We start from the raw sequence: 26,999 nt of genomic DNA, 5'->3' as shown, positions 1-26,999 counted from the left end.
ACGGGTTTTTATGGGAGCACATGTATGAAAAAACAAACTGATACTGTTTATGCTCTGTATCTCAATGAAATCAAAAACTACCCCCTGCTTACGGCGGAAGAAGAAAAAGCGCTGTTGGAAAAGATTGCCGCAGGCGACGAAGACGCGCGAAAGCGTTTTATCAATTCGAACCTGCGCCTCGTCATCAGCATTGCCGGACGCTTTGCGGATTCGCATACGCCCTTTATGGATTTGATACAGGAAGGCAATATCGGCTTGATGACCGCCCTTTCCAAATTCAAAACTTCGTTTCATACGCGTTTTTCGACGTACGCGTACCCGTGGATTCTGCAATATATGCAGCGCTACGTGCACACAAAATCGACGGATATCTATATCCCCGATAATAAAATCGATTTGCTTCGAAAAGTAAACGAAGCGCGCTCGGAGCTTTTTTCAAAAAACGGTTTTGCGCCGTCCGATGCCGACATTGCACGCGTTTTGAACGTCGAAGAAAAAGCCGTGCGCGATATCGCCGTCATGCCGTGGAACGTCATAAGCCTCGACGCTCCGTCCGGCGAATACGACGAAGCCGCTTTTGGCCATAGTATACCCGATACGAGCGCGGGACCCGAGGAGACTGCGATCGGCAGGATATTAAAACAGGAAGTCCGCGCGTTCATCGATACGCTCCCGAAAGAAGAGGGCAGCGTCATGTGCTGCCGTTACGATTTCGACGGCATGGGACAGCGGACATTATTTGAAACGAGCGAGCTGCTCGGCGTATCTTCGGAAACCGTACGCAAAGCCGAAATACGCGCCCTGCGTTTTATAAAAGAAAACGCGAGCGCTTTCGGTGAAGCGGAAGAGGAGACGCTGACGGCATAACCATACCGCATAGAGAACATCGGAGAAAGAGAGAGTGATAGCCGCTGCAGAGCGATACGGGTGCTTTGCGGCGGCTTTTTTTATTCGTGGGGAGGAGGCGGTAAGCGATCGACGTTGCCGCACAGCTATCGCACAGCCGGACGGAATTTTGCGTTTTATTCATAGTACTGTGCGACAGTAGCGGAAAACTTTTTTTGATCGATTCTTCGACCGGGATCATCGCCGTTTTCAAAATCTGCGATCCGTGATAGAATACGCCTTATGGCACAAAACGGACGCACGCGCGGGCGGAAAACAGCTTCTCGATCTTCCGCAAAACCGTCAACGCGGATAAAACCCGCATCGGGGCGGAGAGCGGACAAAAAACATAAAATCGTATTTTCCTCCGTGCAGACGGCGATCCTGTGCGTCGTAATCGTCGCTTTGTGCTTTGCAGTCCTCATCGTCAATTCGGGACGGAATCCGAAAAACACCGCCGTCGAAAATCAGATCGCCTCACAAAACGCGGACAGTGCAGGTGATGCGTCGGGCCGAGCGGAGAGTCGGCAAAATGCCGATCTGCAAAGTTCGAAGGATCCGCAGCAAAGTTCGCGCTCTTCGTCGAGCCGAAAAGTTGAGAGCTCCGACGCCGTACAAAGTGCAAAAAATCTCGACGTGCGGCAAAGCTCAGGGCGGGAAACGCAATCGAGCGATGTGCCGAAAAAAAATGCAGCAGCGGGAGCTTCAACCGAGGGGGAGCGCGTACCTGAAGCGCAGATTCGCCGAAGCGCGGACAATAAATCCTCCGGCAGCGCAAAGCCCTCGTCTTCCTCGCCCAAGGGGCAGCCGGCAAATCCCCCATCCGTAAAACCGCTTTCGTCGGTAAAGCCGTCGTCTTCCGTGCCCCTGTCTCCCGCAGTACCTGCCTCGCCTCTTCCCGACATTCCGCAGGCGGTAAACGGCGCGAAGCTCGTTTTCGTATTCGACGATGCGGGTCAAAGCCTTTCGCAGCTTGAAAAATTCATTTCGCTCCCCTTTCCGATCACCGTGTCCGTTTTGCCGAAGCTCGCGCATTCGAAAGCGTGCGCCGACAAAGTGCGCGCGTCGGGCAACGAAGTGATGCTGCACCAGCCCATGCAGGCGGTAAACTTGAACGTCAATCCCGGTCCCGGCGCGGTTACGGCGGATATGCAGACGTCTTCGATCGAAGCGCTTATAAAAGAAAATATCGCCGAAATCGGGCCTGTCGCCGGAATCAATAATCATGAAGGCTCTCTCATCAGCGAAGACGAAATGAAAATCGGAGCTGCGATGATTGCGGCAAAGGAGAGCGGCGTCTTTTTTCTCGATTCGCGAACGACGAGTCAAACGCGCGTACCGCAGGCGGCTATGGCGCTCGGTATACCCTACTATTCGCGGAACGTGTTTCTCGACAATACCAAAGACCGCGAAAAAATCATCCGCGAACTCATGCGCGGCATCGGCATTGCGAATGCGAACGGCGCTGCGATCATGATAGGGCATATATGGTCGGCGGATATTTTGCCGGGCATATTGATCGAATTTTACCCCGTACTGAAAAACAAGGGATATGCGTTTACGACGGTGAGCAATTCCGGCGCGCTTATCCGCCCGTAGTTGTGCGGTCGTGTTTTTATCGGTCTGCGGTCGTGTGGCGTTTGCAATGCGGTATATTGATAATTTATTAAATTATTAATTAATAATTTGAATGATTTAAAAAATCGCGATTTCTTGAAATTGCCGATTGATAATCTTTTGGAGAAGCTATGAAAGTTCTCGGTATCGAATCTTCATGCGATGAAACGGCGGCGGCGATCGTCGAAGACGGCCGCGTTATTTTAAGCAACGTCGTTGCGACGCAGATCCCGTTTCACGAAATATACAAAGGCGTCGTCCCCGAAATCGCGAGCAGAAAGCACGCCGAATGGATTTTGCCCGTCGTAAAGCAGGCGTTCAAAGAAGCCGGCCTTTCGCTCGGCGACATCGATGCGGTTTCTGCGACGAACCGTCCGGGGTTGATGGGCTCTCTCCTCGTCGGTTTGACTTACGGCAAAACGCTCGCATGGGCGGCGGGAAAACCCTTTATCGCGGTCAACCACATGCTCGGTCACCTCTACGCGGCGCACCTCGCAAACGATATCGCCTACCCGTATCTCGGTCTTCTCGTTTCAGGCGGTCACAGCATCATCTGCAAAGTACACGGATTCGACGATATCGAAGTGCTCGGTACGACAGTCGACGATTCGGTCGGCGAAGCTTTCGATAAGGTCGCCAAGTTTTACGACCTCGGCTATCCCGGCGGCGTCATTATCGATAAACTTTCGAAAGAGGGAGATGCGCGCGCATTTTCCTTTCCCGTTCCCAAACTCGACGAAAGCGAACACCGCTACGACGTTTCGTTCAGCGGATTGAAAACCGCCGTCATCCATCAGCGCGATCTCTTTTTGAACGAAGGCTTCGAGCCGACGACGGAAAATATGTGCGCGTCGTTTCAGGATGTTGCGTGCCGTACGCTCACATCGCGCCTTTTCCGTGCGGTGGAAGACACGGGTCTTACGACCGTCGTCGCAGGCGGAGGAGTCGCCGCCAATTCGCACTTGCGCGCGCTCCTCGCCGAGAGGCGCGACATCACGTGCATATTTCCGCCGCTTAAACTCTGCGGCGACAACGGCGCGATGATCGCAGGCGTCGCCTATCATTTTTTGCAGCGCGGTGATACGAGTCCGCTCAACACTACAGCTTCGGCGCGCATTCCTCAGTTCAAGCGCGGATTGGAACAGGTGCGGAGGCGATAGCGGTTAGGGCAATGGATGCGCGAGGTGGGGGAAAATGTAGGAACAATATGCAGAAACAATATGCTTGAAAAAACATTGAAAATTATTTCTGTAATATTAATAATTAATTCTTTGGTAACGGTTCACACTGAGAGCCTATGTTCCGCAAAGCGGGGAGAAAAAACGAATGGACGATCACGATAAAAGCTCCTCCGCAAAGCGGCAAAGTATCCGCAGAAAAAGACAAAAGGCAAAAAAAAATTGCATCTATGCAAGGAATGCGTTTTTAATTTGCTTGTTATTGACAATAATGCAAATGGTTTTCATAGCGATGAACGGACCGTATCAGGGTTCGGTGCTGATGAAAATTTATCAATTTTATACCGACTCTTCAATATATCTGAAAAAGAGATGTTTGCCGATTTATACGGCGGCTTTTTTTATATTGTATATCGTTTATTTGATAAAATCGAAAATGTATCGAACACATAATACGAAAGATTATCGAGCAAAACATGTCCGCCGTATGCCAACTTAGAGACCGTTGAAGTGGGGAAACCCGTGTACGCCGAACACGATGAACGCTATTATCTTGCGTGCGTCAAAAATTTAGAAGGCAAGGGAATTAAAATAGAGCGTATTACTCAAGCCATTGTATAAATGCGGTTTTATCTTCACTGTTGTACCCTGCGTTTCTATAGACGTTCAATGTATTTTTATTTTTTGTGCCGGTTAAAAGCATCATCTTATAGCAGTTATTTTTTATTGCAATCGCTTTGGCATAATTCAAACATTCGCTTGCGTACCCTTTGCCGCGAAAATCCGTATGAGTAACTACGTTTTCAATAAACGCATACGGGCGTATGTTTCTTGTTAAATTCGGAATGATAACACACACGCAGGATGAAATTATTTTGCCGTTTATTTCGTTGACAATAATATGATGGTTCTCATCTTCAATAATCGTTTTCCATGTATTTTCCAAATGCTTCGAGTTTTCCGGAATATCGGTTTCATGTAAAAACAGATACAAACCCAATAATTCATGTAAATCTTCTTTAACCGCTTCTCTTACCATACGCACTTACCATGATCCTGTAACAACCACGCTTCTTTCGATATGCAGGTAAAGTGCGTCGTCCGCAGAATCCCTTTTAAAGCACAGGGAACGTTTTCTTTCGTATGATGATATCGGAAGCCGCATTTTTCCTGCGCCCGTTTCGATTTATCGTTTCCGTCAAAATATCCGCACCACAGTTTTTCGAGTTTCAAATCTTCGAAGCCGTGCAGCATCAGCTCGCGAACCGCCTCCGGAATAAGTCCTTGTCCCCAATACGGTACGCCGATCCAAAACCCTATTTCACCTTCCGTATCGGGAAGGCCGATATTGCTTAACTTGCCGATCATTAAGGCGACACTGCCTACAGGCTGTCCCGTCTCTTTGAGTACGACCGCGTATGACTCCGGTACGGAGAGGATATTACTGATGACGGTTCTGCTGTTTTCAACACTCGTATGGACAGCCCATCCGGCTGTCGGCCCCACGTCGGGATGACTTGCGTATCGGAAGAGATCTTTTGCATCCGATTCCCTCCACGGACGAAGCGTCAATCTTTTTGTTTCCAAAATCATTCGGCTCCTCCTCCGGCATGCTTGAAGATTCAAATCGGTATCAAGTTCGGTGTGGCCGCCGGTATTTGTAAAAAAGCAGTTTGAAACTTTACCGGAAAATTCCAAGGTTTCAAATGTAATGTCGCGGATTTTCAGATTTTCCGTTTCCGAATGAATTTCAATATCCGCAACGAATTTTGCCCGGATGCGGATCAGCACAAAAAGATTTTCCAAAGCATTTGCGTCGCTGAAATCCGCCGAATGAGTTGATATTATTATGAATCCAAGTTAAAGTTGCCTGCTGATCAAGATAAGCAAGGGACACTCTTACTTCTCCTTATCCGCATATACTCTGCCGATTTCCGTCTGTACTGTTTGCATTTTATATCTCCGTTATGCAAATTTTTATCTCTTCTTATTTATAAATAGTATATCGGTTTTACGATACATTTTCTATCAGTCGGCAGATCAACGTCGGATTGCCTATATTCTCAATACTTATATTTTTTTGTATAATCGTTGGGTCAATTAAAAAATATTTTTAGGGGTTTTCGAATAAGTGATAGGGCATCTCGAAAAATTGACCTTGGGCGAATTTGTTCGAGATTTAAAGAAACGGTATGAGAGAATCAAATCAATTAAAAGAATGTCAGAAACTTTGGGCAGCACATAAGTATCTCGTTCTCAGCAAGTCCGGCACTATTTATAACGAGATTCGCGAGTATTTAAAGCGGGAGAATGCACAAGTGCGGCATGTGTTGACTCTCATTGATCAGGCGCGCACTTTACCGGAGAATCGAGGACAAGTCTGCAACGCGTTTCAGCATATCTGGGGATATTTTAAGAAGCAGGCTACTCGGGATGAAAAGGCGGAGTTTATGTATTGTTTGGAGCAATATCGCAGCGGTCAGTCGGAACAGGAAATTTTGTTGGGCGCTGTTCGCAAGCTCTTTGCAGTCTACCCTAACAACTATTTGCAGCAATCGCATCTATTATTCGGAGAACAAGATGAGACTTTGGCATCAAGATATGATCAACAAACTCCCGCGTCAGCAGTTGTTGGGGCAACATAGGGAGTGCTGTGCCCTGCGCGGAAACGGCTGGGGCAGGCCGCACGCAACGGTCAACTATGTGTTTAACTATTCACCGTATTTGCTCTATCGGTACCACCGGCTCGTTATGGAAGAGATGCAGCGGCGAGGCTACAAAGTGAGTCCCGAGTGGTTGGATAAAAACTACCGCGGTAAAACATGCCCGCCGTACGACAACTTGGAGGTCGTTGAAGTACGAAAGCCCGTGTACGCCGAACACGATGAACGCTATCATCTTGAGTGCGTCAAAAATTTAGAGGGCAAGGGAATTACGCTGAAGTAAACGGCGGCTATACCGTATCCTGCGGGTTTGCTTAATAAAAGCTCCCTCTGCGTGAATTAATCTTTTTTTCTGTCATAAATTTTTCTCTCTAAGATCGTTAACGATTGAAATACTTTGTTTTAAAAGCCAAATTGTTGATAATATAATAGCAATGAACAAAGGGATCGGCTTTATGCTTTGTCCGAAATAAGTACAGATCATTTGCAATAGTCCAATCGTTATCCCGCTGTATTTCTAAAGAGAATGGGATAATAATCCCGACCAGAAAATTATAAACAGTCCCGGCAAGATATCGCATAAATGCCAAGCGGCGTAAATTTCGGCTAAAGTCGTTCGGAGCGTGTCACCCGTAACAACAGGCAGACCGTTGACAGGATATACAAGTCTTCCGGTTTCAAACATTATCAGCAGCCATGCTGTTAACATTAGTATAAAGCTTGTCGTTAAAAATCCGATCAGTATATTTTTATTTTGAGAATATACCTTGCGCACATTATAAAAACTGCTTCCGCAAAGGATAGTTGAAAGCATAAGCAATTCATCTATAATCATCAGTAGAGTACGATGTTGATTTACGGTTTCCTGCAAGGAATTTGTAAACTGCAGTTTGAGGCCGAAATATAAAAATCCAATCCGAATCCCCATATATACAAAATACCGATAAGGAACATCACTGAGATTAAAAAATAGTTTCGGTTTTGCTTAGAGGTCTGATTTTCCATTCTTTTCTCTATTCATAATTTTTTTTGTAAACATCCTTAAAATGCCGCCTGCTCACATGTGATAATTTTCCAACATCTATCACATTAATATTGTTTTCTTTAAGAAGTTTTGCAAAAACTCCTTGTCCCGAAATCAGTTTTCCTGAAAAAGAGCCGTCATATATCATATTTACACCGCAAGAGGGGCTTCGCGCCTGAAGAATTACAAGTTCAATTTTCCGGTCGCGAATCTTTTTCAGGGCGATTTGTGCTCCTTTTCTGAATTCCGCATCTACTTATGATAAAATTTCGCTGTAAATTGCAAAATCTTCGTCGTTGAATACGTCAAAAACAACTTTCATCCCGCTTTCGGTTTGCTCGAAGTATTTTCGGACGGTTTCCGCCGCAATTTCCGCCGCTCTTTCATTCGGAAACATAAAGACCCCGGTGGAAATGCAGCAAAAAGCGATACTCCGCACTTTATGTTGCTCGGCAAGCTCAAGGCAGGAACGGTAGCAGGACGCGAGCTGCTCTTCGTGTTTTTTTTGCAATCGCCCCTGCACGATAGGCCCTACGGTATGGATCACATACTTGCACGGCAAATTGAATGCAGGAGTGATTTTTGCGCTTCCCGTCGGCTCTTCGTGCCCCTGTTTTTGCATAATGTCGGCGCACACGGCGCGCAGCTGAATGCCTGAGAATGTGTGGATGCAGTTGTCGATGCATGCGTGGCAGGGCTGCCAGCATCCGGTCATGCCGCTGTTTGCCGCGTTTACAATCGCGTCTACTTTGAGCGTCGTGATGTCCCCTTGCCAGAGGTACATATTCCCGCCGCCTTGTCCGGTAACCGGTCTTAAATCGGCAAAGTCGGTAATGCCGCGCTCTCGACCTGCTTCCTGTAAATACTCGTCCTGTATGCGCAAAAATCCTTCGCTTGCAGGCTCGGGCGGACGGACATTCATGAGGGAGCGGAGCAGGCGTTTTTGTTCATTCTCATCGTCCGGTATCTGTACATCGTGATAGCCGGGATTTTCCTTTAAAAGATATTCGATTAAAAAAATGCGCCGTTCATTTTGCGTCATAGAAATTCCTCTTCATGATCCGATTGATTATACCGAAAAATGAAAGAGCTGTCTCAAAAATCGATATCTTGAACTTGCAAGAATCCCGCGTTTACTGTAGTATAAGCCTTACGGCGCTTTAGCTCATCTGGATAGAGCAACTGCCTTCTAAGCAGTAGGTAGGCGGTTCGAGTCCGCCATGCGTCAATCTGAGGCGCACAAAAGCTGCGGCATCGCTTTTTGTTTCAGACGTGTGCGCGTATCGTTCTTATCCCGTACAACTTCGATATGGACATTCCGTAAAAAAAATCTTGCAAAAATGAAAGACCCGTGCTACTATAATTGACAAAAAAAGGAGGCATGATAAAAAGTGTCGTCTGAAATATCGCCGACACTAAAGTCCGGAGACGAAAAACGCTGAAGCGTTTTTCTATATATGGGAGACACTCGCGATTTCTGCGCATTGCTCGAAATCGCAGCGTTCTTATCTCGAGTTTGCGCGGATGTTTGCAGAAGACGTGTATACGTGCCGTTTCGATAAAAATCGCATGAATACGATACGCTTTATTTTGCAAACTCGACTATTGAACGTGTGCGCGCACGCGCACGGCTAAAAACTTTTTCGGAAATTGCTATTTCCTGCAAAAGTTTTTATGGGAGGTCATTATATATGACAGGCTTACCGTTTATTTTTGTTTTTGTCATTGCGATCATCGTCATGGTGTTTGCGATCTCAAAATTTAAAATTCACCCCTTTATTTCGATCATGTGCATTTCACTGCTGCTCGGCTTGATCGCCGGCATTCCGCTCGTCAACGTGAAAACCGCCGACGGAAAAACGGTGCAGGGACTTGCAAACGTCATCGGAGCGGGCTTTGCCGGCACGTTTACGAGCATCGGTATCGTCATCATCCTCGGTGCGCTCATCGGTTCGATACTCGAAAAAACAGGCGCTGCTTTGAAACTCGCCGATATGATCATTCATCTCGTCGGGAAAAATCATCCCGTTCTCGCCATAGAGCTCATGGGTTGGGTTGTTTCCATTCCCGTATTCTGCGACTCGGGTTTCGTTATCTTAAACCCCATCCGCAAAGCGCTCGTCAACAGAACCGCCGCTTCTTCCGTCGCAATGACGACGGGGCTTTCGTTCGGTTTGTATATTTCGCACGTATTTATCCCGCCGACGCCGGGCCCGATCGCCGCTGCGAATACGCTCGGTATCGGCGATAACCTTTTGCTCGTTATGGGCATGGGCGCGCTCTGTTCTATTTTGCCGCTCATCGCAGGTTATTTTTTTGCAAAATACATCGGTGCCCGCGTACGCGCGGATGATGAAGCCGATGCGGGACAGGTGACGAAAAGCTACGAACAGCTCGTCGCCGAATTTAAAAAACTTCCGAACGGCTTTAATGCGCTCGCGCCGATAGTCGTTCCCGTTCTCCTCATGGCGGCGTCATCCGTTGTCTCGATGGCAAAGATGCAAGGCTTCGGAATCGATGTTGTTAAATTTCTCGGAACTCCGGTTATCGCGCTCGGCGTGGGTACCGCCTTTGCAGTGCTCCAGCTCAAGCTCGCCGATAAAATAAAGGATTTTTACGCTATCGTCGAAGAAACGCTCAAAGTGACCGGTCCGATCCTGTTTATCACGGCTGCCGGCGGCGTTCTCGGAAAAGTTATCGCGTCTTCCGATATGGTGAACTATATCAAAATGCACGCGACGGTGCTCCAGACGATGGGCATCCTCTTCCCGTTTATACTCTCGGCGATTTTGAAAACGGCTCAAGGCTCTTCGACCGTCGCGCTCGTAACTTCGGCGGGCATCATCGCTCCGCTGCTTCCGGTACTCGGTCTCGATTCTCCGGTGCGGGCGGCTCTCGCGTGTATGGCGATCGGCGCCGGTGCCATGACCGTAAGTCACGCGAACGATTCGTATTTTTGGGTCGTCACGAACTTCGGCGCGATGTCGCCCGAGCGCGGTTATAGGACGCAGACACTCGGTACGCTCGTACTCGGTATCGCAGGCGTCGTTGAAATATTCATTCTGTCTCTTTTCCTGCACTGATAAAAAACGGGAGAAGCGCAAAGCAGCGCTCTCCCGTCTTATTGCACAATCCGGGCACCGCTAACAATCGATTACGCTTTAGCGGTGCTCATTGATTTTAGGGAACCGCTATCCTATCTTTTGTAAAATCCAATCGCGGAGCACGACGGCGTTATTGTGTTCGGCATCCTTGGCGCCGTAGAGGAGCGTTACATTTTTCGTTTTGAGCTTTTCGGCGCATTCGGCTGCAAATTGTTTTGCTTCCTCGTTTTTTGAAAGTTCTTTTTTGTATGCGGCACGAAACATCGGAAATTTTTCCGGTTCGTGATTGAAATCTTTTCGAATTTCGTTCGACGGTGCGATGTCTTTGAGCCAACCGTCGATGGCGACGTTTTCCTTTTTTAATCCTCGCGGCCACAGGCGGTCTACGAGACAGCGCTCTCCGTCATCGTCCGATGCGGGAAGATATACTCTTTTGATAAGCAATTTTCCTTTCATAGTTACCATATCATACTTTTATCGCTCAAGTTCCGCAATAACACCGCACTTATTTTTATTCGTCCAAAATACGGCCGTCGCATGAAACGGTGACGACCCGCCACGGAATAAATTTTCCGCTCGCTTTCAACGCGTTTACCGCAGCGTTTTCGATGCCGCCGCAGCAGGGCACTTCCATGCGGACGACGGTGAGGCTTTTGATATCGTTTTCGCCGATAATCGCAGCGAGCTTTTCCGTGTAGTCGCCTTCGTCGAGTTTCGGACAGCCGATGAGCGTCGTTTTACCTTTGATAAAATCGTTGTGAAAATTTCCGTATGCGTAAGCGGTACAGTCCGCCGCGATCAAAAGATGCGCGCCGTCGAAATACGGAGCGCGGAGCGGGGCGAGTTTGATCTGCACCGGCCACTGCCGAAGCTGCGATGAGAGGACGTGCATCGCTTGAAAAGCAGGGGAGGGCGAAGCGTCGGCGCTTTCCCGATCAAACGCTCGGAGTGCGGAACCCGGACAGGCAGTCGGACGGTGCTCATGCAGGGGAGATGCGGCGCTGCGATCGAAGGTGCGCAAAGCGGATCCGGGACAGCCTCCTGAGCGATGAAAGCTTCCTGCAGGGCTGCGCTCGCTCTGCCGCGCGTGAAGGGCGGCGCGAGAGGCTTTGTGAAGTTCGACCGCTTTTTCATCGTAGGCTGCAGCTTCCCTCTCTTCAAAAGTGATAGCCCCCGTCGGGCATTCGGGGAGACAGTCTCCCATGCCGTCGCAGTAATCGTCGCGGATGAGCTGCGCTTTTCCGTCTACCATGGCGATAGCGCCTTCATGACATGCGGTCACGCAGGCGCCGCAGCCGTTACATTTTTCCCGATCGATATGAATGATTTGCCGTTTCATAATTTTTCCGTAAAAGTTTCCGTGTTAATTAACAAGCGTTTTTGAGCGAACGTTGTTTTATCGGTATAATTCAATCTTGTTAAATTATACCGCTTTTTAAAGAATGAATACGTTGGAAAAACAACGCATTTTGAAAAACGCGACATTCGGCCTAAAAATATGCGGACGGCAATTTACTCGCTGCGGTTTTTCAAATACAGGATGCGCTGGTTCCGTGAGCCTCGGAACGCGAGCGTTATGTCCCGCTCTTCTTCGATAAAAGGTCCGTCGATGAGCACGTCGATGAGGGAGAGCATTTCGTCCGTCGCTTCGCAGTGTTTCCGTCCGCCGGAAAGCAAATCCGCTTCATACACGTAGCCCGTGTAGCACCATATCGTTTTGTGCGGAAAGGCTTTTTTGACGCGGCGCAAAAAGGGGAGGATATCCCGCTGGTTTTCTTCTTCGAAGGGCTCTCCTCCGAGCACGGTAAGACCCGCGATATAATCGGGTTCGAGGGCGCAGAGGATTTCATCTTCGGTTTCCTTTGTAAATTCCTTGCCGTAGAGGAAATCCCATGTTTCTTTTTGAAAGCATCCCTTGCAGCAGTTGCGGCAGCCGGAGACGAAGAGCGAAACGCGTACTCCTTCTCCGTCGGTCACATCCGTTTTTTTTATGGCGCCGTAGTACATTATAAGTGCAGCACGCGCTCTTTTATTTCCTGCGTGCGTCCCTGATTCCAGTACTGCGTGCCGATATAGCCGCAGGTACGGCGCGCTACGTTCATCTTCGCCTGATCGCGGTTGCCGCAGGCAGGGCATTCCCACACGAGCTTGCCGTCGGTATCGGAAGCGATATGAATTTCGCCGGTAAAGCCGCAGCTTTGGCAAAAATCGCTTTTCGTATTGAGTTCGGCGTACATGATATTGTTGTAGATATGTTTTAAAAGCGTCATAACCGCTTCCATATTATTTTCCATGTTCGGCACTTCGACATAGCTGACCGCACCTCCGGGAGAAAGCTCTTGGAACTGCGATTCGAATGTCAGTTTTGCAAACGCGTCTATCGGCTCGGTGACGTGCACGTGGTAGCTGTTGGTGATATAGTTTTTATCGGTAACGCCGGGGATGATGCCGAAGCGCTGTTTTAAACACTTGGCGAATTTATACGTCGTGCTTTCAAGCGGCGTGCCGTACAGCGAAAAGGCGATCGTCGTTTCTTTTTTCCATTCGGCGCACGCGTCGTTTAAGCGGTGCATGATTTCCAGTGCAAAGGGCGTCGCTTCGGGATCGGTGTGCGATTTTCCTGTCATATAGCGCACGCATTCGCAGAGTCCCGCGTATCCGAGCGAAATCGTCGAATAGCCGTCGAACAAAAGCTTATCGATTTTTTCACCCTTTGCCAGGCGCGCGATCGCTCCGTTTTGCCACAGAATCGGAGCCGCATCGCTTTTCGTTCCGAGAAGCCTCTTGTGGCGGATCATGAGCGCGCGGCGGCACAACTCAAGCCGTTCGTCCATAATGCGCCAAAATTTTTCCGTATCGCCGCCCGAAGAGCAGGCGACGTCGACGAGGTTCAGCGTAACCACGCCTTGGTTAAAGCGGCCGTAGAATTTCGGCTTGCCGTTTTCGTCGCGATAAACCGTGAGAAAAGAGCGGCAGCCCATGCACGGATAGCAGTTGCCCTCTTTGAGTTCGAGCATTTTCTTTTCGGAAATATAATCGGGCACGAGACGCCTGGCCGAACACTTCGCCGCAAGCTCGGTGAGATAATAATATTTCGAATTACGCTCGACGTTGTCGTCTTCGAGCACGTAAATGAGTTTCGGGAAGGCGGGCGTGATCCACGCACCAGCTTCGTTTTTGACGCCCTGATAGCGCTGCTTGAGCGTTTCTTCGATGATGAGCGCCAAATCCGATTTTTCCTGCGCGCTTTTCGCTTCGTTCAAATACATAAAGACCGTGACGAAGGGCGCCTGTCCGTTCGTCGTCATCAGCGTAATCACTTGGTATTGAATCGTTTGCACGCCCCGCTTTATTTCATCGCGCAGGCGGTTTTCGACGATGTATGAAAATTGCTCATCCGTTACGGAAAGCTTCGTCGTTGCGATCATCTCTTTCGTTTCTTTTTCGATTTTTTTGCGGCTCACGTCTACAAAGGGCGCGAGGTGTGCAAGCGAAATGCTCTGGCCGCCGTACTGACAGCTTGCAACTTGAGCGATGATTTGCGTCGCGATATTGCACGCAGTTGAAAACGAATGCGGCCGGTCGATTTTCGTATTGCTGATGACCGTGCCGTTTTGCAGCATGTCTTCGAGATTGACGAGATCGCAGTTATGCATGTGCTGCGCAAAATAGTCGGCGTCGTGAAAGTGGATGATGCCTTCGGCGTGCGCTTTTGCGATATCTTCGTCGAGCAAAAATCGCCTCGTGATGTCTTTGCTCACTTCTCCGGCCATATAGTCGCGCTGGACGCTGACGACTGTCGGATTTTTATTTGAGTTTTCCTGTTTGACTTCTTCGTTGTTTTCGTCGAGCAAGCTTAAAATCTGCGCGTCCGTCGTGTTCGCTTTTCTCATGAGCGCATGGCGGTAGCGGTACGTGATATAGGTTTTCGCAACATTGTATGCGCCGCACCTCATGATACCGTTTTCGACGCGGTCCTGAATCGTTTCGACGTCGAGCGCGTGCCCGCCTCTCGCACATTCGATTTCGATGTCGTCGGCGACGGAATCGATCTGCGCTTGCGTGAGGCGCTCGGTTTCCGGCACCTGTTCGTTTGCTTTTGAAATCGCAACCGTTATCTTCGATCGGTCGAACGGAACTTCCGCACCGCTTCGCTTTATGATTTTCATATATTCCCCTTATTTTCCTGATATTTTCGGTGAAATCGATATAAAATTAATATCGATATAATTTTAGCGCTATATATAGCGCCCGTTGATAATAAAACTACCAGATATAGCGTTTTTAGTCAAGCGAAATATAAAAAACAGCACATATATTAAAAAAAATCGATTTTTGCTATACTCGAGCTATGGCCGAAGCGTTTTTACAGTATACGTCGCTCGCGCACGCGCTCACGGATATCTTCGGGCACGGCATTTCGATTTCGCACACCGATCGGCTTTCAGGCGGCGACATAAACAAAGCGTACGCGCTCATCCTTTCAGACGGTAAGCGTATTTTTATGAAAGCGAACGCAAAAGAAAACGCCGCTTTTTTTAGCGCCGAAGCGGCAGGTCTTTTTGCGATCGCATCGACGGGGACGATCGCCGTTCCGCACGTTTTGGGCGCGGGTACGGACGACGGAGAGCATGTAGGCTATTCCTTTTTACTCCTCGACTATATCGATCCCGGTGAAAAAGACGATGCGTATTGGAAAACGTTCGCCCGCTCTCTTGCAGCTATGCACCGGGCGGACTGCGCTTCTTTTTCTTCCGGTAAAAAATTCGGTTTTATTGAAAACAATTTTATCGGAGCGGCCGAACAGATAAATGCGCCGTCCGATTCGTGGGTCGATTTTTTTCGTGAATGCCGCCTCGCGCCTCAGTTTAAAAAAGCTTCCGGGTATTTCGATACGGCGATGAACGGAAAAATTATTAAACTGCTCGAACGCATGGAAAACTTTATCGCAGAGCCGGAAGCTCCTTCTCTTTTGCACGGCGACTTGTGGAGCGGAAACCTTATGTGCGCTTCCGGCGGCAAAGCCGTTCTTATCGATCCCGCATGCTATTGCGGAAATCGGGAAGCGGATATCGCGATGACTGAACTTTTCGGCGGGTTTCCGCGCATATTTTACGACGCGTATAACGAAGCCTATGCTCTTGAAGCCGGCTGGAAAGAGCGGCGCGATTTGTACAATCTTTATCATATAGTAAATCATTTGAATCTCTTCGGCAGGGCATATTTTACTGCCGTATGCGACATCGTAAACGAATATAGTTGATATGCAAACATATTTGACATGATTTGAAAATGCAGTTATGATAAAAGCCGGTCATGGAGTTGTCATTATCGGCTCATCTTCGCCGGAGTCGCTTTGCTTACGGTGAGTGCGGTCTTAAAAGATATTGAAATTAATAATTTTTTTGTGCGGATACAATGTTTTGAAAGCGTACGCTTCGTACAAAAAGAATATGGGAGTATGTTATGGAAAAGGTTGCAAAGGTTCAGTGGGACGATTCCTATCTTTTGAATATACCGGAGATAGACGGTCAACATAAGCGGCTGCTCGCTATTGCAAACGAGCTCTATGATGCAGTGGAAGGATCTCCCGAAGATTATAAACTGAAGATGTCGAAAGTGCTTAAATCATTGACCGATTACACCGTTTACCACTTTACCGAAGAAGAAAAATTTATGGCAAAATACGGTTATCCCGCGACGAGTACGCATAAGGTTGCGCATGACGCGTTTGTGCGGGAAGTCGAAATACAGGTCCGCAAACTCGACGGCGGTACTCAGGATGATGCGCTCAAATTTTATTCTTTTATCGTAAACTGGGTTTTGATGCACATCGCGCGCGCCGACCGCATTTGGGGTAAATTCGTTTCGCAAAAATTGGAACAATAGCAAAGCGCAGCGGAACGCGGCCGTTTCCGTTTCGGACTTTTTTATTCGTGCGGAGGGTGTAATACTCCGACGCCGCTTGAAGTTTCGCTGCGAGGTTGCGTCGGGGTCGTTGATTAAAATTGCTGCCGATCGATTCGCGTTCGGCGTTTTTTTTTATGTTCCGTATTGATTTTCGATATCGCGTATTTGATCGCGGATGACGGCGGCCTTTTCGTATTCGAGACGGTCGGCGGCTTCCGCCATTTCTTTTTTCAGAGCGGCGATAAGCTTTTTGCGCTGCGAAGGCACAAAGAGGTTCGCGCTTTTTTTGAGGACGGCCAGTTCGACGGCCGCCGTTTCTTCGGCTTCTTTTTCTTCGTGCACTAAAATATCTTCGACCGCTTTTGCGATCGTTTTCGGCGTAATGCCGTGTTCTTTGTTGTACGCTTCCTGAATTTCGCGCCGGTGTTTCGTTTCGTTTACCGCTTCCTGCATCGCATCGCTCATCCTGTCCGCATACATGACGACGGTTCCATCCGCATTCCGCGCCGCCCGACCGATGATTTGGATCAAGCTCGTCGCCGATCTCAAAAATCCGATTTTATCCGCATCGAGGATCGCGATAAACGACACTTCCGGCAAATCGATCCCTTCGCGCAAAAGGTTGATGCCGATGAGCACGTCGAACTCTCCCGCACGCAGCCCTTTTAATAATTCGACGCGCTCGAAGGTTTCGACTTCGGAGTGGATGTATTTTACTTTGAGCGAAAGACCGAGCAGATAATCGGTCAGATCTTCTGCCATCTTTTTTGTCAGCGTCAGAACGAGGCTGCGTTCGTTTTTTGCAATGCGCTTTTTGATTTCGTTGTAGATGTCTTCCATCTGACCTTCGCTCGGCCGCACTTCGACGATCGGGTCGAGGAGGCCGGTGGGTCTGATGAGCTGTTCGACGACTTGTGTGCTCTGTTTTACTTCTTCTTTTCGCGGTGTTGCGCTCACGTAGATGACTTGGTTGAGCTTTGCGGAAAATTCGGCAAACTTGAGCGGGCGATTATCGAGCGCGCTCGGCAGGCGGAAACCGAAATCGACGAGGTTTTGTTTTCGGCTCCGATCTCCTTCGTACATCGCGCCGAGCTGCGGGACGGTGACGTGCGCTTCGTCGAGCATGCACAAAAAATCATCGGGAAAATAGTGGAGGAGCGTCGCAGGCGGCTCTCCCGTTTTTCGTCCCGTGATCGGTGCGGAATAGTTTTCGATGCCCGGACAGTAGCCCATCTCTTTCATCATTTCGATATCGTACGTCGTGCGCGTTTTGAGGCGTTCGTATTCGAGCGGCTTTTTTTGCGCTTCAAGTTCGGCGAGGCGAGCGTCGAGTTCCCTTTGTATGCGCTCAGTTGCGGCGACAAGCAGTTCGTGCGGTACGACAAAGTGACGTGCGGGATAGATGACCGTTTCGTCCAAATCTTCGATCGTCTTTCCCGTCATCACGTTGAAGCGTTTTATCTTTGCGACTTCATCCCAATCGAATTCGATTTTATACGCTTCGTCCGTTTCCATGTATGCCGGAAAGATTTCCATGACGTCGCCGCGGATTCTGAAATTGCCCCGCTCCAATACGGCGTCGTTGCGCTTGTACTGCAGCGCGATAAGTTCTTCTGCGATCGTATGTGTAGTGCGCGATTCTCCCTTTTCGATGTGTACGCGCATCTCTTTGTATAAGTCCGGCATACCGAGGCCGTAGATGCACGACACCGTTGCAACGACGACGACGTCGCGCCGCTCCATAAGGCTGTACGTCGCAGCCAAGCGCATCCGGTCGATTTCATCGTTTATCGACGCGTCTTTTTCTATATACAAATCCCGTGCGGGCACGTATGCTTCCGGCTGATAGTAATCGTAGTACGAAACGAAATATTCGACGGCGTTGTCGGGGAAAAAACTTTTAAACTCGCGATACAGCTGCGCCGAAAGAGTTTTATTGTGGCTGATGATGAGCGTCGGACGCTGCACTCGTTCGATGATTTTCGCCATCGTAAAAGTTTTGCCGCTTCCGGTTACGCCTTTGAGCGTCTGGTACTTGTCGCCGCGTAAAAAACCTTCGGCGAGCGCGTCGATCGCCTGTTTTTGGTCGCCCGCCGGTTCGTACGGAGACACTACGTGAAATTTGCGCATACCGTAAATATACCGTACCGTGCGGTAAAAGGCAAAAGGGTCTGCCTTTCGGGGAAATCGATTTTCCGAGCTCTATTTAAAAAGTTGATAAAGTGCCGGTCGGCAGTATGGTAAATCGATATAGCCAATTTTATTGACAAATAGCCAGGATCGCCGTATACTGTGCGTATGTGCAGATCGTCGATCTACGATGCGAGAAACAATTTTTCAGCTCTCATAAAGATGGCGGAAGCGGGGGAAAGCGTCGAGCTTACCCGCCGCGATAAGCCGGTGGCCGTCATCATCAGCTATGAAGCATACCGTGAACGACATATTCGGCGGCAAAATTGGCTTTCCGAATGGAGAAAAGCTCACGAGGACAGCTTGCTCGATGAGGGCTTGCCCTATGTCAGATCGCGAGAGATGCCTGATCCTAAGAAAGCTCAAAAACTTTGGTCGGAAAAATGAAAGCGATATACTTATTGGATACGAATGTTATTTCCGAATTTGCAAAGAAAATTCCTAATGAACATATATTGGAACGGTACTACGCAAACGAAACACGCTGTGCGATCCCCGCCGTCGTTTGGCAGGAATTAATATACGGATTGGAAAAAATGCCCGAAGGCAAGAGGCGACACATCGTTGCAGATGCGATTGAAAACCTCAGATCAAATATGGATGTCATTCCCTACGATGCGCTTGCCGCCGGCATTTGCGGAGAACTTTTGGCGCGCTGCGATGCGGCGGGTACGCCGAGCTCTTATGCGGATACGCAGATTGCGGCGACAGCCGTAGCAAACAATATGATCCTCGTAACACACAATGAGCGGGATTTCGCGGCACTCTGTAAAATCAGTATGCTGAAAATCGAAGATTGGATTCGGTAAAATCAATCAGCCGATATGCTTTCAAAACCCGCCGTTCAAATTATTCGTGCGGAGGGTTTAATACCCCGACGCTTGCGTCGGGGGGGGTGATTAATTTTGCTGCGGCGGAGCGAGCGTTACGTTTATCGTCAAATCTCTGCGATTGCGGCGGATCGTCATCGAAACCGTATCTCCGGGACGCTTGTCTTCGAGCGCGGAAAAATAATCGGCGAGGGAGGCTATCGCGATGTCGTCGATCTTCGTTACGATGTCGCCGCCGAGGAAGATTATCGAGCGGCCGTAGTTTGCCCGCTGCGTGCCGCCTCGTATACCGGCGTTGTCCGCGTTTCCGTTTTTCGTCACTTCCGAAACGAGTACGCCCGCCGATACGTCGAGACCCGCGTACTGTACGATCGTCCGGTTCAGCTGTACGATCGACATCTGCACGATGCCGCGGTTTACGCGCCCGTAACGTATCAAATCGGAAACGACGCGCACCGCGGTTTCCGCAGGGATCGCAAAGCCGACGCCGGCAGAGCTTCCCGAAGACGATACGATCATCGTGTTGATACCGACCATGCGCCCTGCAGTATCCAAAAGCGGACCGCCCGAATTTCCCGGATTGATTGCGGCATCGGTTTGAATCATGTTGCGGATGATCCTGTTGTTGTTGTTCCGCACGGGACGGGCGAGTCCCGAAACGATTCCCGTCGTCATCGTACGGTCGAGTCCGAACGGGTTTCCGATCGCGATGACTTTTTGTCCGATTTTGACTTTGCTCGAATCTCCGAATGAAATCGTTTTTAAAACCGTACCTGCAGGCGGCGTGAATTTAATAACCGCCAAATCGCTTTCGCTGTCCTGTCCGACGATCTCCGCTTCGTACTGTGTGCCGTCTGAAAGCGACACGTAGATTTCCGATGCATTTTGAATGACGTGCACGTTAGTGACGATGTATCCGCGCTTGTCGATGATGGAGCCGCTGCCGGTTCCGCCGTCTTCGACTATCGGTTCGAGAAACCAGTTTACGCCGGCGATCTTCGTGCTTATGTTTACGACCGATTCGGCGCACCGGTCGTAGACGTTGATATTCTGCTGTTCGTCTTCCGTAAAACGGGATGCATCCGCAACGGGACGCAGCGGGAGGGCGGCGCTTTGTTCGAAAACCGGATAGCTTTCGGCGGCCTTTTGATTTTCAAAATCGCGCTGCGTTTCGGCAGGCTGCACCGCAGCTTCCCCGATGCCCGCGAACGACGCAAATGAGCCGATGTTTCTATCGATAAAAACCGCTGTCGCTGCGGTGATTACGACTGCCGCGGCGATTGCACGTATGAATTGCGTTTTCGAATAAAGCTTCATATCGATAATGATATCGATTTAAAAGCGATGCGTCAAATCGAAGATGCCGAATTCCGGCGCCGGTAGAAGCCGTGCCGTATTCGGATTAATCGCACGCTTTATCGCAGCCGCTGAATGCGCTCGGTCGTTATTCTACGGGCGTAAAGAGCAGATCGTGTTCGAGAAAACTGAAATACGAATCACGGTCGAGGATGATGTGGTCGAGCAGCGTGATGCCGATGATTTTCGACGCTTCTATGAGCGTCTTCGTCGTTTCGATATCTTCTCTGCTCGGTGCGCAGCTGCCCGACGGATGATTGTGGCATACGATCATCGCCGCTGCATTTTCGACGAGCGCTTCCGAAAAGATTTCTCGCGGATGGACGATCGTTCGATTGATCGTACCGACGCTTACGACGCGTATCTTTATGATTTCGTGTCCGCCGTTGAGCGTTATGCACAGAAAATGCTCTTTCGGCATCACCGAATAATTTTTCACAAAGGGCACGACATCTTTCGGCTGCGTGATGACCGAATGCAGGTGCGCGTTTCGTCTGCGTCCGAGTTCGATCGCGGCCGCTACGGCGAGGCTTTTTCCCGTTCCCATGCCTTTGATCGCCAAAAGATCCGGCACGATGTTTTTGTCGTTCGATTCGTACAGCGCTTCGACGACGCTGCGCGCGAGGCGGCGCACGGGCGATTTTTTTGTGCCGCTTCCGAGTATGAGCATGACAAGTTCCTCATCGCTCGGATATGAAAATCCGTGTTTTAAAACCTGTTCGCGTACGTCCGGTTTTGCGTTTTGCTGATAGTTCATCACTTAATAATCGAAAAAATGTTGCGATTTCGGAGTTTTTGCTCGAAGTTTTTACGATAAAATTGTGCGTTTGTTCGTATGCACGTGCGCGGTATGCGCGCATCGGAGTTTTACCGCCCTCGTTTGCGCGGTATTCGTATGTCGGACTCATCGCTGCCGTTTGTATCGGGACGCTCACGAAGAAGGGACGCGGTGCCGAAAATATCGATATGACAAGATTGGAAAAAATACTGTCGGGAATAAAAAAGGCCGAAAAAAACGGAGGGCGTCCGCCGAAATCGACTTTATTTCGCCGCATCGCACTGCCGTGTGCCTGTGCTGCGATTTTCGTTTCGTGTGCGACGCTTTCGTTTGAAAAACCTGCAGCATCGCGAAGCCTTACGGGCGAAGGTGTTTTTTCAGCGACGGAACTCGCATCGTTTTTACGCTCTCATAACCCCGCGATACGCAAAGAGGATGCCCTCTATATTGCGCAGTGTTATATTTCGGAAGCACACGACGAAGGGATAAATTCCGACGTCGCCTTCGCGCAGATGTGCCTCGAAACGGGATTTTTGAAATTCGGCGGAGCGGTTACCGAAGACATGCACAATTACTGCGGACTCGGGGCGACCGGAAGCGGAGCGGCTCCCGACCGTTTTCCGACGATACTGCTCGGCGTGCGCGCGCATATCCAGCATTTGAATGCCTACGGAGATACCGACGAACTCGTCAATCCCGTCGTCGATAAGCGCGCTAAATTCGTCTCTCCGCGCGGCAAAGCACCGACGGTTTTCGAGCTTGCAGGGACGTGGGCGTCCGATAAAAAATACGGCGAAAAGCTCGACGCGCTCCTTTCTCGTATGGAGCGGAAGTAGGATATCGGCCGTTTGTATGCGCATCGAGCAGCGCGTCGGACGTATCGAGAACGGATATAACGGTATAGCCATAAATTTCTATTGATTTATGTACATATATGATGTACTATAAAGATGTGGAACGGAATACGGATTTTGTCTATCTTGATACTTTTGTATGGGATACGGCAAAGAATGAATACAATAAAATAAAGCATAAGGGGCTTAGTTTTGAATTTGCAAGCCGTATATTCAATGATCCGTTGCTTACTGTATGAAGAAAATGCAAAGAGAATACAAGGTTATTGATTTTCCACCGCTGACGGATAAAGAACGGGCAATCCTTGAAGAGATGGATAAAACACCTGACAGCGAAATAGACTTTTCGGATATACCGCCGAGTAAACCGACTGCAAACGGCGGCTTTTATTATATTCAATCTTTGAAAATGCCTAAGACGGACATTCACACAAAAATTGACAATGATAATCTTGCATGGCTAAAACAAGCGGGAAAAGGCTATCAGGCGAGACTGAATAATGTAATACGCTGGGCAAGGCTCAATAATTGCCCTATTTCTCAGATGTAGAAAACTACACGAAGATATTTCTAAAAACTCACCTTTAGCGATTCTTATCCGCAATGCCGAAGTCGATCGACGGAGTTGTAAGCGTTATCGACTTATTCGGTGTATATTATGTACAATGATTTTATTATCGGAGTTTTATTTTGTTTGATTATTTTTGCATTATGTGCGATAATGCTTTTTTATGAAAGCGATAGAGCTTGAAAAAGCGTATAACCCGAAAGATTTTGAAGACCGCATATACAAAGCATGGGAAGAGGGCAATTGGTTTAAACCCGCGTCCGATCCCGCCTCTCCCGTTCACGCCGAATACGAAAAACGTACGGCGGGCAAATCTCCCGACGAGATAAAAGCCGCGACGTTTTCAGTCGTCATTCCTCCTCCGAACGTGACCGGTGTTTTGCACGTCGGGCACGGGCTGAACAATACGCTGCAGGACATCGTCGTGCGCTATCACCGTATGAAAGGCGACAACACGTTGTGGGTGACGGGCACCGATCACGCGGGTATCGCGACGCAAAACGTCGTCGAACGCGCGCTGAAAAAAGAAGGCAAATCGCGCGGCGACATAGGCCGCGAAAAATTTCTCGAGCGCACATGGGCGGTAAAAGACGACCACCATGCGACGATCGTCAAACAGCAGCGGAAGCTCGGCAACAGCACCGATTGGGATCGCGAGCGCTTTACGATGGACGAAGGACTTTCTCGCGCGGTGCGCGACGTGTTCGTAACGCTTTATGAACGCGGACTCATCTATCGCGGACATTATCTTGTCAACTGGTGTCCCCGCTGCGGTACCGCGCTTGCGGATGACGAAGTCGAACACACGGATACGGCCGGTGCGATGTATCACATCTATTACGAATACGCCGACGGACCCGCACCCGACGGTTCGACGAAAATCGAAATAGCGACGACGCGGCCTGAAACGCTGCTCGGCGATACGGCCGTCGCCGTAAATCCTTCCGACGAGCGCTATAAGGGTATCGTCGGAAAAAAATTAAAACTGCCGTGTACCGACCGCGTCATTCCGCTCATCGCCGACGCGTATGTCGATAAAGACTTCGGCACCGGTATGGTAAAGATTACGCCGGCGCACGATCCGAACGACTGGCTGGTCGGAAAGCGAAACGATCTCGACATTATCAATATATTGAATCCCGACGGTACGCTGAACGATAACTGCCCCGAACGATACCGCGGGCTTTCCTGTGCAAAAGCGCGGGCTCTGATCATCGAAGATTTGAAAGCGCAAAATTTATTCAAGGGTGAAGAAAAGATTACGCACGCGGTCGGACATTGCTATCGCTGCAATACCGTCGTCGAACCGTATTTAAGCGATCAGTGGTTTGTCAAAATGCAGCCGCTTGCACAAAAAGCGCTTCGTGCGTGGAAAAACGGCGATATCGAATTTTTCCCGCGCAAATGGGAAAACACGTATAAAGTATGGCTCGAAAATATCCGCGACTGGTGCATCAGCCGTCAGCTGTGGTGGGGGCACCGTATTCCGGTGTGGTATTGCAAAAAATGCGGGGAGACGATCGTTTCGCGCGAAGACGTGCACGTCTGTCCGAAGTGTTCGTCGACCGAACTCGAACAGGATCCCGACGTACTCGACACGTGGTTTTCTTCATGGCTGTGGCCGTTCAGCACGCTCGGCTGGCCGGAGGAGACCGACGATTCGGCAAAGTTTTACCCGACGAGCGCGCTCGTCACCGCCTACGACATCATCTTCTTTTGGGTGAGCCGCATGATTATGGCGGGCATCGAATTTACGGGCAAAGCGCCGTTTCACGACATCTACATTCACGGGCTCGTGCGCGACAGGCAGGGCCGAAAGATGAGCAAGTCGCTCGGCAACGGAATCGACCCGCTTGAGATCGTCGATATGTACGGAAGCGACGCGTTCAAATTTACGCTCGGCTTTATGTGCGCGCAGGGGCAGGACGTTTTAATCGACAGGGAATCGTTTAAGCTCGGAAGCCGTTTTGCGAACAAAGTGTGGAACGCGAGCCGCTATATACTCGGAAATCTCGAAGGGCGGAATCTCGTTCCGGTGCGCGACGAAGATTTAACCGAACTCGACAGGTGGATTTACACGGAGCTCGACAAGTGCGTGCGAGCGGAGCGCGAAGCGCTTGAAAGCTACCGCTACAACGATGCGGCTTCTTCGCTCTACGAATATTTTTGGAACGAATACTGCGACTGGTACGTGGAAGCGACAAAGCTTTCATTTAAAAACGGAAGCGATGCGGAAAAAGACAGAGCGGTTTCGGTTTTGCTCAACGTGCTCGAAGAGAATATCCGCCTCCTCCATCCCTTCCTCCCCTTTGTGACCGAAGAGATCTACGCAAAACTTCCGCTTGCCGAAATTGTTAAAAATAGAAAACTCGCAGGTGCGAATAAAATCCTTTCGACGAGCACATACGACGGTATGCTCATCGCTGCTCCCTTTCCCGAAGCAAGCGATGCTCGCGTCGATGAAAGCGTGACGCGGCGTTTCAATGTGCTTCGCGAACTCATAAAAGGCGTTCGCGCGCTCCGCGCCGAGTGCGGCATCGACCCCGCTTCGAAGATACGCCTTGCGCTTATGATCGAAAAGGGCAGCGCTGCGGAAGTCTGTGCTGAAAAATCCGACATCATCATGCTGCTTGCGGGAATCGCGCACATCGATTTTGTCGCCGAAAAGCCCGCCTCTTCGATCGGTACCGTCGTACCGGGGGCCGAAGCCTTTTTACTCATAGACGAAAGCATCGACAAAACGCAGCTCGCCTCTCGCTTCCAAAAAGAAAAAGCCGAAGCCGAAGCGATCGCCGCCCGTTCGGAAGCGAAGCTTTCGGGCAAATTCGCGGAGCACGCTGCGAAAGAACTCGTCGAAGCGGAAAAGGCGAAGCTCGAAGAAAACAGGCGCCGCATAGAAAAACTTGCGTCGTATATGCAAAGCTTGTAAGAGGCGGAGCCGATGAAACGATTGAAGTACAAAATGCACGTCGACCGCTCGGGTAGAATGGACAACAAATCCATGCTCCAGCTGAAAAACATCTATCTCGCGCCGTACATGCAGCTTGCGACGGTACTCATCGGCAAAGCCCGCCATGCCGGCGGCAATATGTTCCGCCATCAGCTCGACACGATGAGCATACTCATCGACTACGGCTATATCGACGCGGTGCTTTTGAAAGCGTCGTGCATCCACGACGTCATTGAAGACGTGCCCGGCTTCGATCCGAATTTGATAATCGATATCGACGAAGACGGGCGGAAAGTATACAAGCTCGTCCTCGAAGTGACGCGAAAAGAAGGAGAGCCGAAAAGCGATTACCTTCGTACCATCATCCAAAGCGGAAGCCAAAAAGCGAAAATATTAAAATGCGCCGACAGGATCAGCAATATGATAAGTCTCGGCTTCGTCACCGATCCCGCGTTTATCGAGCGGTACTGCGACGAAACCGAATTTTTTATTTTGCCGATCGCGCTCGAAGTCGACTACAATATGTATCAGGAACTCATCGGTCTCATTATCTCCCGCCGTCGCTACCTCGAAGAAAGCGGCTATATCGATCGAAAAAAAGACATGCGGCAGGGATAGCTTTTCCGGATCTTCAACATGAAAAAGTATTTTTTCTCGATATTGTCAACAATTTGGAATTTTTTCGTTTCCCTCTTGCATCTTTTTTGCAAATACTGTATAACTACAGAACGCGTCATTTTTGCGCGTAAAAGGGTTCTTTGAGAGTCGATCGGAGCGAGCTCCGGTATCCCTGTAAAGTCAACCGATTTCGGTTTTCAGGCGGATACGGCCCTGAGTGCGGATTCTGCTGCCGTCGGCAACGGAAGTTTATTATAGAAGCATTTCGGGGTTTTGACCGGTCCTAACGGACTGAGGCTCGAAGATGCCAAACCAGTTGTCAAAGCGAGTTTGATGATGATCGGTGGTGTCGGCCAAGAATGTTCCGAAAGTATGGAACATTTCGTATGAATACAAATTCTTGTCCGTCAAATTACGTTCATCATATCATTCTCAAAAATAACAATGTGTATGCGAATGCGGCGTTTTCTGTTG

Annotated in this window: 25 protein-coding genes, 1 tRNA gene and 1 pseudogene; 15 read left to right on the top strand and 12 right to left on the bottom strand. The window is 49.5% G+C overall.

Annotated features, from left to right (window positions below):
• Positions 1 to 24 precede the first annotated feature (24 nt).
• The 3 genes from H9I36_RS08140 to tsaD all read left to right on the top strand — a co-directional run bounded on the left by H9I36_RS08140 (position 25) and on the right by tsaD (position 3,662).
• Complete coding sequence (locus H9I36_RS08140) at positions 25 to 867, top strand: sigma-70 family RNA polymerase sigma factor (RefSeq protein WP_187384911.1); 843 nt, start codon at positions 25 to 27, stop codon at positions 865 to 867.
• A gap of 261 nt (positions 868 to 1,128) precedes the next feature.
• Positions 1,129 to 2,484 carry a divergent polysaccharide deacetylase family protein gene (locus H9I36_RS08135; RefSeq protein ID WP_187384856.1) on the top strand — a complete coding sequence of 452 codons (1,356 nt, stop codon included), beginning with the start codon at positions 1,129 to 1,131 and terminating at the stop codon, positions 2,482 to 2,484.
• A gap of 149 nt (positions 2,485 to 2,633) precedes the next feature.
• Positions 2,634 to 3,662 (top strand): tRNA (adenosine(37)-N6)-threonylcarbamoyltransferase complex transferase subunit TsaD, encoded by a 1,029-nt coding sequence (gene tsaD / locus H9I36_RS08130; protein ID WP_187384855.1) that lies wholly within the window; start codon positions 2,634 to 2,636, stop codon positions 3,660 to 3,662.
• Between the two features lie 619 nt (positions 3,663 to 4,281).
• Here tsaD and H9I36_RS08125 read toward each other — a convergent pair.
• Together H9I36_RS08125 and H9I36_RS08120 are read right to left on the bottom strand one after the other, a co-directional pair.
• Complete coding sequence (locus H9I36_RS08125) at positions 4,282 to 4,719, bottom strand: GNAT family N-acetyltransferase (RefSeq protein ID WP_187384854.1); 438 nt, start codon at positions 4,717 to 4,719, stop codon at positions 4,282 to 4,284.
• Complete coding sequence (locus tag H9I36_RS08120; protein ID WP_187384853.1) at positions 4,713 to 5,273, bottom strand: GNAT family N-acetyltransferase; 561 nt, start codon at positions 5,271 to 5,273, stop codon at positions 4,713 to 4,715. Before H9I36_RS08120 ends, H9I36_RS08125 begins: the two co-directional genes overlap by 7 nt.
• A 599-nt stretch (positions 5,274 to 5,872) precedes the next feature.
• On the opposite strand from H9I36_RS08120, the gene H9I36_RS08115 reads away from it, so the two are divergent.
• On the top strand, positions 5,873 to 6,325 hold the full coding sequence (locus H9I36_RS08115; protein WP_187384852.1) for a YbgA family protein: 453 nt from the start codon (positions 5,873 to 5,875) through the stop codon (positions 6,323 to 6,325).
• On the top strand, positions 6,261 to 6,626 hold the full coding sequence (locus H9I36_RS08110; protein ID WP_187384851.1) for a TIGR02328 family protein: 366 nt from the start codon (positions 6,261 to 6,263) through the stop codon (positions 6,624 to 6,626). Before H9I36_RS08115 ends, H9I36_RS08110 begins: the two co-directional genes overlap by 65 nt.
• A 234-nt stretch (positions 6,627 to 6,860) precedes the next feature.
• On the opposite strand, the gene H9I36_RS12930 is transcribed toward H9I36_RS08110, so the two are convergent.
• The 3 genes and pseudogenes from H9I36_RS12930 to H9I36_RS08095 all read right to left on the bottom strand — a co-directional run bounded on the left by H9I36_RS12930 (position 6,861) and on the right by H9I36_RS08095 (position 8,409).
• On the bottom strand, positions 6,861 to 7,271 hold the full coding sequence (locus tag H9I36_RS12930) for a hypothetical protein (RefSeq protein ID WP_255422706.1): 411 nt from the start codon (positions 7,269 to 7,271) through the stop codon (positions 6,861 to 6,863).
• Positions 7,272 to 7,356: 85 nt separating this feature from the next.
• Positions 7,357 to 7,608 (bottom strand): annotated as a pseudogene (locus H9I36_RS08100) (2-thiouracil desulfurase family protein); the annotation flags it as partial.
• A gap of 15 nt (positions 7,609 to 7,623) precedes the next feature.
• Positions 7,624 to 8,409, bottom strand: coding sequence for a protein-ADP-ribose hydrolase (locus H9I36_RS08095; RefSeq protein WP_187384850.1), 786 nt, complete (start codon positions 8,407 to 8,409; stop codon positions 7,624 to 7,626).
• Positions 8,410 to 8,521: 112 nt separating this feature from the next.
• On the opposite strand from H9I36_RS08095, the gene H9I36_RS08090 reads away from it, so the two are divergent.
• Positions 8,522 to 8,595: transfer RNA gene (locus tag H9I36_RS08090), tRNA-Arg, on the top strand.
• A 463-nt stretch (positions 8,596 to 9,058) separates the two neighbouring features.
• Positions 9,059 to 10,450: a GntP family permease gene (locus tag H9I36_RS08085; protein ID WP_187384849.1), complete on the top strand. Its 1,392-nt coding sequence runs from the start codon at positions 9,059 to 9,061 to the stop codon at positions 10,448 to 10,450.
• 108 nt (positions 10,451 to 10,558) lie between these two features.
• On the opposite strand, the gene H9I36_RS08080 is transcribed toward H9I36_RS08085, so the two are convergent.
• From H9I36_RS08080 to nrdD, 4 genes are all read right to left on the bottom strand, one after another.
• Positions 10,559 to 10,927, bottom strand: a complete 369-nt coding sequence (locus tag H9I36_RS08080; protein ID WP_187384848.1) for a DUF488 domain-containing protein — start codon at positions 10,925 to 10,927, stop codon at positions 10,559 to 10,561.
• Positions 10,928 to 10,982: 55 nt separating this feature from the next.
• The gene (locus tag H9I36_RS08075) at positions 10,983 to 11,810 is read right to left on the bottom strand and encodes an ATP-binding protein (protein ID WP_187384847.1); all 828 of its coding nucleotides are present in this window, start codon (positions 11,808 to 11,810) and stop codon (positions 10,983 to 10,985) included.
• Positions 11,811 to 11,983: 173 nt separating this feature from the next.
• Positions 11,984 to 12,478 carry an anaerobic ribonucleoside-triphosphate reductase activating protein gene (gene nrdG, locus H9I36_RS08070; RefSeq protein ID WP_187384846.1) on the bottom strand — a complete coding sequence of 165 codons (495 nt, stop codon included), beginning with the start codon at positions 12,476 to 12,478 and terminating at the stop codon, positions 11,984 to 11,986.
• Positions 12,478 to 14,640: an anaerobic ribonucleoside-triphosphate reductase gene (gene nrdD / locus H9I36_RS08065; RefSeq protein WP_187384845.1), complete on the bottom strand. Its 2,163-nt coding sequence runs from the start codon at positions 14,638 to 14,640 to the stop codon at positions 12,478 to 12,480. Before nrdD ends, nrdG begins: the two co-directional genes overlap by 1 nt.
• Positions 14,641 to 14,822: 182 nt before the next feature.
• Between nrdD and H9I36_RS08060 the strand changes: the two genes are divergently transcribed.
• Both H9I36_RS08060 and H9I36_RS08055 read left to right on the top strand, forming a co-directional pair.
• Complete coding sequence (locus H9I36_RS08060) at positions 14,823 to 15,734, top strand: fructosamine kinase family protein (protein WP_187384844.1); 912 nt, start codon at positions 14,823 to 14,825, stop codon at positions 15,732 to 15,734.
• A gap of 203 nt (positions 15,735 to 15,937) precedes the next feature.
• Positions 15,938 to 16,360 carry a bacteriohemerythrin gene (locus H9I36_RS08055; RefSeq protein ID WP_187384843.1) on the top strand — a complete coding sequence of 141 codons (423 nt, stop codon included), beginning with the start codon at positions 15,938 to 15,940 and terminating at the stop codon, positions 16,358 to 16,360.
• Positions 16,361 to 16,513: 153 nt separating this feature from the next.
• Here H9I36_RS08055 and uvrB read toward each other — a convergent pair whose 3' ends face one another.
• A complete protein-coding gene (gene uvrB, locus H9I36_RS08050) occupies positions 16,514 to 18,511 on the bottom strand; it encodes an excinuclease ABC subunit UvrB (protein WP_187384842.1) in 1,998 nt (665 codons plus the stop codon).
• 168 nt (positions 18,512 to 18,679) lie between these two features.
• Here uvrB and H9I36_RS08045 point away from each other — a divergent pair, with 168 nt between their 5' ends.
• Together H9I36_RS08045 and H9I36_RS08040 are read left to right on the top strand one after the other, a co-directional pair.
• Positions 18,680 to 18,958, top strand: a complete 279-nt coding sequence (locus H9I36_RS08045; protein WP_187384841.1) for a type II toxin-antitoxin system Phd/YefM family antitoxin — start codon at positions 18,680 to 18,682, stop codon at positions 18,956 to 18,958.
• Complete coding sequence (locus tag H9I36_RS08040) at positions 18,955 to 19,380, top strand: type II toxin-antitoxin system VapC family toxin (RefSeq protein ID WP_187384840.1); 426 nt, start codon at positions 18,955 to 18,957, stop codon at positions 19,378 to 19,380. The genes H9I36_RS08045 and H9I36_RS08040 overlap by 4 nt, the downstream gene beginning before the upstream one ends.
• 90 nt (positions 19,381 to 19,470) lie before the next feature.
• Here the strand turns inward: H9I36_RS08040 and H9I36_RS08035 are convergent, their stop codons facing one another.
• Together H9I36_RS08035 and radC are read right to left on the bottom strand one after the other, a co-directional pair.
• The gene (locus H9I36_RS08035) at positions 19,471 to 20,718 is read right to left on the bottom strand and encodes a S1C family serine protease (RefSeq protein ID WP_187384839.1); all 1,248 of its coding nucleotides are present in this window, start codon (positions 20,716 to 20,718) and stop codon (positions 19,471 to 19,473) included.
• A gap of 127 nt (positions 20,719 to 20,845) precedes the next feature.
• Positions 20,846 to 21,514 carry a RadC family protein gene (gene radC, locus H9I36_RS08030; protein ID WP_187384838.1) on the bottom strand — a complete coding sequence of 223 codons (669 nt, stop codon included), beginning with the start codon at positions 21,512 to 21,514 and terminating at the stop codon, positions 20,846 to 20,848.
• A gap of 38 nt (positions 21,515 to 21,552) precedes the next feature.
• Between radC and H9I36_RS08025 the strand changes: the two genes are divergently transcribed.
• The 4 genes from H9I36_RS08025 (at position 21,553) to H9I36_RS08010 (ending at position 26,525) form a co-directional block, all read left to right on the top strand.
• On the top strand, positions 21,553 to 22,371 hold the full coding sequence (locus H9I36_RS08025) for a glucosaminidase domain-containing protein (protein WP_255422705.1): 819 nt from the start codon (positions 21,553 to 21,555) through the stop codon (positions 22,369 to 22,371).
• Positions 22,372 to 22,624: 253 nt separating this feature from the next.
• Positions 22,625 to 22,939 (top strand): BrnA antitoxin family protein, encoded by a 315-nt coding sequence (locus H9I36_RS08020; RefSeq protein ID WP_021330037.1) that lies wholly within the window; start codon positions 22,625 to 22,627, stop codon positions 22,937 to 22,939.
• A 181-nt stretch (positions 22,940 to 23,120) separates the two neighbouring features.
• On the top strand, positions 23,121 to 25,886 hold the full coding sequence (locus H9I36_RS08015) for a valine--tRNA ligase (protein WP_187384837.1): 2,766 nt from the start codon (positions 23,121 to 23,123) through the stop codon (positions 25,884 to 25,886).
• A gap of 33 nt (positions 25,887 to 25,919) precedes the next feature.
• Positions 25,920 to 26,525, top strand: a complete 606-nt coding sequence (locus H9I36_RS08010; RefSeq protein ID WP_187384909.1) for a hypothetical protein — start codon at positions 25,920 to 25,922, stop codon at positions 26,523 to 26,525.
• Positions 26,526 to 26,999 lie beyond the last annotated feature (474 nt).

The organism is Treponema sp. Marseille-Q4130 (genome assembly GCF_014334325.1).
Lineage (GTDB): Bacteria > Spirochaetota > Spirochaetia > Treponematales > Treponemataceae > Treponema_D.
This window is presented reverse-complemented; position numbering and strand designations above follow the sequence as displayed.